Genomic DNA, 6,528 nt, shown 5'->3' with positions numbered 1-6,528 from the left:
CACAGTTTGAGCGTTTTCCTTAGTATTTTCTGCGGGGGTAGTACCGCACCCCGCAGACCCCGTTTTTTCTCCCAAACAAAACTCCTCCTCTCCCATTTTTTCAAATAAATTCCAAAAAGGTGGTCGTGATTTCGTAATTACTTACCAAGGCAACAAAGTAACGGTGATGTACGTCAAGGGCGGTAAAAACTTTTTGCAAAAAACGCAAAAACTTTTTACCGAGAGCCCCCTTGACATACACCATTTTTTGCCTTTACGCAATCGGTGCGCCGATACAAGACATACAAGTATCACATAAGCTCGTATCGACACCGCAACAGTTTAAGGCAAAAAACAAGCCTCAGCCGCACTAGCTAATTATCAAACTAGTCATCTATCGCAACGTGGGGGAATCCCCCCACACCCCCTAGCGCCTCAGCCAATCCATACAAGGGGAAGGGAAAAACATAACTACTTTTGATACTGAGTAGCAACATAACTATGCTCGTCCTCGTCAATGGCATGATACATATACATAACATCTGTGTTGTAGTCTACGAGCATATCTAGCAACTGCTGCATACGCTCTTGATTATCGCACTCAGCTACAGCGACTTGCACTGTAGCATCATCGTCAATAATTATGCACGTGCGAAAGATTGTGTATTTCATAAAATTCCTCCTTTTTTTTGTGTACACATTTTACACATTCTACTGAAACATATATTGCGATTTAAGCTGGACAATCTCATCATCGGTAAGATACTGCAAAACTAAATTTGATATAGCTATACGCAAAACATCAGACTCGCTAGTCTTAACAGCAAAAGACCTTTCCTGATCCACTTTAGCCGCAATAGCTTTAAGTACAGCTTTGTCATATGCAGATGCACGCATTTTTATCGTTTTATCTTTAACCACACACAACACTCCTCTGTTGTAATATAATTATATTATAACAAAGTGTACTCGATGTGTCCGCGTTTTTCTTAAAAATTTTTGTGTACACAATTTTATAAAAACTCGTTAATAAAAAGAAATAAATAAACTGCAATGCCAAACAAAAAGTCAAGTATCTTATCCATCAGACAACGCCTCTTTCCCTCTTACTCATAAACGTAGACCTCTCCAGACGCTCGATTTTCTTCTCAGTGTCATACAAACTGCGTAATTTAGCATCTTGTATAAACGACTTGCTATAAATCTTACGCACCTTTGAAAAACCATCTGTGCTATTCAAAGCTTTTTCGTAGTCACGTCTTTTATAACATCGAGTAAAAACCCAGCGTTCTGCAAATGTAAAACAATCAACAATAAAAAAAGACTGACGACGCAACTGCACAGCAACGTCTAAATATTCCTGAGCTGTACAAACAATTTTTACTTTTTGTTTACGCTGCTGTGTAATTTCAGACATAAGTTCTTCTGGGAAATTCTTCCATGAACGGTTATTAAATTCATTTTGGATCTCATCGATAGCAAAAATAACGCCATCGGCACCATTACGGATTTCAAAAAAGTCTTTCCAATCGTTGAATTCTCTAGTTTGATGGATATATCCATAGTTAGTAATGATCATCACATTAGGATACCTCTTGCGCATGCGTTCAAGGTATTCCGTCATGGCGATTGTTTTACCAGCACCTTGCTGACCGCAATACATTGTCACACCATACTCTTTAAAAATCCCACCATTACGTAACAAAAAAATCAAATCTTTAAAATAGAGATAAATAAATTTAAAAAATTTTATAAAAAACGACTCAGCAGTATAGTCTTTTATTTGTGTAATATCATCTTTTTTGCACTTTTTAAACATATATCATAAACTCCCACATTGTTATTTTTTTGCTGGCTCGGCTGGCGGCTCACGCTCGGCAGGCGAGCCAGCAAAAATAATTAACTAATTGTTGGTATTTTGCTGATTATCCAATTAAAAATAGACATTAAAAGCTTTATATTATCAACAACAAAAATGACTGCAATACACGCTAAAATAGTTGGTATTGGTAAAAAATAAGATGCAAAAGATATTAAATAACTAGCATCACCCATAAAACTAAGAAAATTTTGCGGCAACTCAATCTTGGGAATTAAAGACAATAGTAATGTAACAATCCCAAAAAATAAGCGTATAACTAGCTCTAAAATCACTTTTCCATCACCCCACCGGTACCAACGATTTTTTTATAAACATGCAAAATCGTAAATATTACAATCAATCCAGACATTGCTTTTTTAAAAATTGGGACACCGACTGACACGATAGACATATCTAAAAGCTGTATTGGGCGACCAACGATAGGGAGATTAATTGTATAGTCTGATAAAGGACTCTCACTATCATTAAACATCCCAGAAAAAGCACTCTTAACTGTCACTAAAATTGACAACTTATCGTCAAACTGAGTCTTTAAATCGTTAAAAGCAGTCGTTACAAAAGTAGTGTCTTGAGGTATAACAAGCTCAATCAGCCAGTCACCAAGATTTGTTACAAAATCTAAAATACTATCAAGAGATTTACCAATCGTACCTACCAGCTCGGTTAAAAAATCCCAAATATTTTTACCACCAGTAGTTTGACCCAATTTTTTTATATTGTCACGTATGTCCTCAAAAATTTTGATAATATCTTTGTCAAAACCACCATTACCAATATCTTTTAAAAGAGGCGTTTGCAACCTCAACTCTTCTAAAACGGAATCTAAATAAGTAGCTACAGAAAAATCTTTATAATACAAAGCATCTTCCAGCTTAGCCAACTTGGATGTTCTAAGTTCTTTCAAAATAGAATCCATATAAGCAGCTACAGAAAAATCTTTATAATACAAAGCATCTTCCAGCTTAGCCAACTTGGATGTTCTAAGTTCTTTCAAAACAGAATCCATATAAGCAGCTACAGAAAAATTTTTATAATATAAAGCATCTTCTAGCTTAGCCAACTTAGATGTTCTAAGTTCTTTCAAAATAGAATCTAAATAAGTAGCTACAGAAAAATCTTTATAATACAAAGCATCTTCCAGCTTAGCTAATTTAGATGTTCTCAATTCCTTAAGAATTGATTCCAAATACTCGGCAAACGAAAATCCTTTGTGATAAAAAGCTTTTGACCATTCTGGCTTTTCAATACTAGTCACAATTCTTGAAACTTGGGACTTTATAAATTTGACAAAAATCCCATCAGCGTCAGATATACCAGCAGGCGAACCACCATAATCAAATGTACGTAACCACTCTGGCTTTTCAATGCTAGTCACAATTCTTGAAACTTGGGACTTTATAAATTTGACAAAAATCCCATCAGCATCAGATATACCAGCAGGCGAACCACCGTAATTGAACGTTTTAGACCAAATCGGCAAGTCAATAGATGTCCTCAACAGCATAACTTGGCTCTTAATAAACCTCGTAAAAGTACCATCATTATTCGACGGATTAGTATCTGAGCCATTCCACTCAAACGGCTTAAGCAAATCCTTTAGATACTCATCAATCCTATTGACCTGACCTTTAATCACCCTGACAATTGGACCATCGTTTAGACAAGGATAAGGAGATGCAATACAAGTTGACGTTGTAGCAGCATTTAAAAAATCCGATATTTCGTCTGACCAATTTCTCAAAAAATCCCCACACCAGCGGAAGAAGTCTGTGACAGCCGTAAGCAAATCACCTATACCACTCAAAAAGCCCCCACTGTCATCACTATCATCACTAGCAGCTAACTCGACGACTTTGTGAGATTGATAGTCTTGTGATTCCGCAGCTTCTGCAGTAGCAATTGACCATCCTTGCCAATCACTTTTAGTGTGCCAACCACTGCTTTCAAAAGTGTCAAAACTATCAGTAATACCACTAGCGTCAATGCTAAGCGTATTGCTAAGTATAGTGTCAGCTCGAGATTCAAAAATATAAAAAAACTTAGAGCAAACATGGCAAAGATTAATAATTTCTTATTTTTCATCTTTTTCTCCTTTCCATTTTTTGTGGACACATTTTGCTAAAAAAAATAGCATATCAATTGCGATATGCTATTTTAGTTATGAGATTATTAGCTGAGATTATCAGTCCAAAGCTGACCCAAGCTTAAACTATTAGCCCTTAACCGCACCTTTAACCAAGCGTGGGATAAATTTTACAGCAGCTATTGTCAAAGTAATAGTAATACCAGCGCCAATGATAATCGGTGCATTGGCACTGATTGTCGATGTAATAGGCGAAATGTCAAAATCTGTTAATGTAAAAATTGCTCCTCCATTCATTTCTTCTCACCTCCTTCAAATAAACCAATTAAGAATATTTTTGAACTGACGCACAATCCAAAACAATGGAAGTAAACAGCCAAAAATAATAACTATCACAGACGCATAATAAACAGCGTTATAGAGTTCCAATTCTACCTTCTGATGCTCTACTATTGCCTCGAAATATTCCGTATAATCCCGAACTCCTTCATTAAAAACCTGTAGCTCAGTCAGCAAATTTTGTCGAAATTCGTCGGTAGCCGCAGATTCAGCTTGCAATTGCTCCTCTGCTTCTGCTTCTATCTTCGCTTGCTCTTCTTCTATTTTCGCTTGTTCTTCTGCTTCTTGAGCTTGCTTTTCAGCTTCGAGCTGTTTTTGTTCTTGCTCTGTTTCAAGCACCTCTACCAAGTCTGTTAACTTAGTTTCCAGCTCAGTAAAGTCAATCTCTGGAACAGGAGTAACTACATTTTCTTCAATAATTTCGGCTTGCTCATCCATACACTACACTAAGAAGCTTTCTTTATTTTTGTAACTATAAATCTAGCTCGATTATTAACCTCTGTTATATCAACAGTAATAACAACATTATCTCCTTTTTTATATAAAGTTTGACATTGTTCAACCAACTCTGGTTGTATATCAACTTTCAAACTCTCCAAACCATCAGATAATGTAATGTTCGCAAAATCGTAATCTTTTTTACTTTTCTCACTGTAGCCTTTATTACGCTCAGCACGGATAAATACTAACGGCTTTACACTCTCCAACATTTACCATACCTCCATTTTATACGAACACATATTCGCGACCGCGTCTTTTTGTTCTGTTTTAAGAATAATAAAAAGGACTTAAATAATCAAGCCCTTTTTAATCACTTTTTCCTATTTTCTTAGTTTTTTCCTCTATTTCTTCCAACCTTTTTAAAGCTGCTTCAGTAAACAATGCAGATTTATTTACTTTTAGTTCAATCAACTTGTCTAACAAATCATTATCGACGCTTAATTTGACATCTCTTTTATTCCCTGTTCTCTTCCTACCCACAGTGTACCTCCTCATATAGACAAATCAACATATACTATAGTACACTGTTATCACACATTATCTTATAACATTAAAAGTCTGTTGCGTCTTATTCATAATCTGACAAAGCAGATTTTTTTTGTTGTTCTTCAACTTGCTTCCAATAAACATCTAAAACATTATTTTTATGCTCACGTTTTTGCTTAGCGCTCCTTCTTATAAAATCTTGCTTCCTCAAAGCTGGAGCAATTTCTGTGTTAAACCACTCAACAGACATATCTCCATCTTTTACATATTTATCTAAAACTATTTGATCTTCTATACGTTTCAAATGCTTAGATTCCATCTTATCTAAACCAGTTATAACCAACTCATTGATAAATTCATCATATTTATCATCATCTTTTAAATAAATATTAAACATTGCTAATGTCACAGAAACTTGATGTAATAACCAAGACTTACTATGTATCAATGGCATAGATGGTTTATAAACTGTAAGTGGTAATTTTTTCGTAGTATTTAAAAACTTACGCCACCATCTGGTATGATTTTTTATATCTTTAGACAAACGAGATTTATTTTTATCTTTAGACAAAACACTCTCTTTTAAAAAGACCAATTTACTATTAAGCAAACTAAAAATATGCTCTCCAATGGTATCAGAAGAATCAAGAATATGCATAACAAACATTTCTGCATATTCATCTTTTAGTCTAACTTCAGTACGTGTCCACGTATCATATTCAACATCTAGTCCTTTATTTTGTCTTTCTAATTTTTTGTCATAAAAATTGATAAAATAACGACTATTCGGACTACCTAAATAAAAATTATCCATCGTTAAAAAATCACGACCAGATTTAATTTTACCACGTTCAGCATTGCCCCAATCTTCTAAACGTGTAACACACTGTTTATTATATACAGCCTTACGTATCATGTTAACATTATAAATCTCTTGAAAATCATCTATAGCAATATCCAAACGAGTATAAGATGCATTAACATTAGCTAATATCCCAAATAATGTAACAAAATCAAAACAAGATATCAACTCAAATTCTCGACAAGCTTGTCCAGACAAATCAAGCAACCATTTATTTTCAGAAGAATTATGTAAAAGAAATATTTTACCTAATTTATGAGTAACATCATACCCAGAAAATTCATATCGAGAACCTGAACGAGTTTCTAAATTTTCCAGATTATCTATACCAATCAAATTAAATACTTGGTGCAAGTTAGTTGCACTTTTAAAAGAGCATGTAACCCAGTCTACAAG

General features: G+C 34.7%; 10 protein-coding genes. All 10 read right to left on the bottom strand.

Annotated features, from left to right (window positions below):
• Nucleotides 1-450: 450 nt before the first annotated feature.
• Nucleotides 451-651: a hypothetical protein gene (locus MHB42_RS20635; RefSeq protein ID WP_340808664.1), complete on the bottom strand. Its 201-nt coding sequence runs from the start codon at nucleotides 649-651 to the stop codon at nucleotides 451-453.
• A 39-nt stretch (nucleotides 652-690) separates the two neighbouring features.
• Nucleotides 691-900 carry a hypothetical protein gene (locus MHB42_RS20630; protein WP_340808663.1) on the bottom strand — a complete coding sequence of 70 codons (210 nt, stop codon included), beginning with the start codon at nucleotides 898-900 and terminating at the stop codon, nucleotides 691-693.
• A 163-nt stretch (nucleotides 901-1,063) separates the two neighbouring features.
• A complete protein-coding gene (locus MHB42_RS20625; protein WP_340808662.1) occupies nucleotides 1,064-1,798 on the bottom strand; it encodes a zonular occludens toxin domain-containing protein in 735 nt (244 codons plus the stop codon).
• Between the two features lie 80 nt (nucleotides 1,799-1,878).
• Nucleotides 1,879-2,133 (bottom strand): hypothetical protein, encoded by a 255-nt coding sequence (locus MHB42_RS20620; protein WP_340808661.1) that lies wholly within the window; start codon nucleotides 2,131-2,133, stop codon nucleotides 1,879-1,881.
• Nucleotides 2,130-3,665 (bottom strand): hypothetical protein, encoded by a 1,536-nt coding sequence (locus tag MHB42_RS20615; RefSeq protein ID WP_340808660.1) that lies wholly within the window; start codon nucleotides 3,663-3,665, stop codon nucleotides 2,130-2,132. The genes MHB42_RS20620 and MHB42_RS20615 overlap by 4 nt, the downstream gene beginning before the upstream one ends.
• A gap of 408 nt (nucleotides 3,666-4,073) precedes the next feature.
• Nucleotides 4,074-4,241, bottom strand: a complete 168-nt coding sequence (locus MHB42_RS20610) for a hypothetical protein (RefSeq protein ID WP_340808659.1) — start codon at nucleotides 4,239-4,241, stop codon at nucleotides 4,074-4,076.
• A gap of 15 nt (nucleotides 4,242-4,256) precedes the next feature.
• The gene (locus MHB42_RS20605) at nucleotides 4,257-4,721 is read right to left on the bottom strand and encodes a hypothetical protein (RefSeq protein WP_340808658.1); all 465 of its coding nucleotides are present in this window, start codon (nucleotides 4,719-4,721) and stop codon (nucleotides 4,257-4,259) included.
• Between the two features lie 8 nt (nucleotides 4,722-4,729).
• On the bottom strand, nucleotides 4,730-4,993 hold the full coding sequence (locus MHB42_RS20600; RefSeq protein ID WP_340808657.1) for a hypothetical protein: 264 nt from the start codon (nucleotides 4,991-4,993) through the stop codon (nucleotides 4,730-4,732).
• A 97-nt stretch (nucleotides 4,994-5,090) separates the two neighbouring features.
• Complete coding sequence (locus MHB42_RS20595) at nucleotides 5,091-5,264, bottom strand: hypothetical protein (RefSeq protein ID WP_340808656.1); 174 nt, start codon at nucleotides 5,262-5,264, stop codon at nucleotides 5,091-5,093.
• A gap of 88 nt (nucleotides 5,265-5,352) precedes the next feature.
• Nucleotides 5,353-6,528: replication initiation factor domain-containing protein (locus MHB42_RS20590; RefSeq protein WP_340808655.1), on the bottom strand; the 1,176-nt coding region annotated here is incomplete at its 5' end.

This window comes from Lysinibacillus sp. FSL K6-0232 (assembly GCF_038008325.1).
In the GTDB taxonomy this organism is placed as follows: Bacteria; Bacillota; Bacilli; order Bacillales_A; family Planococcaceae; genus Lysinibacillus.
The sequence above is the reverse complement of the archived record's forward strand: the minus strand, read 5'-3'. Positions and strand labels throughout refer to the sequence as shown.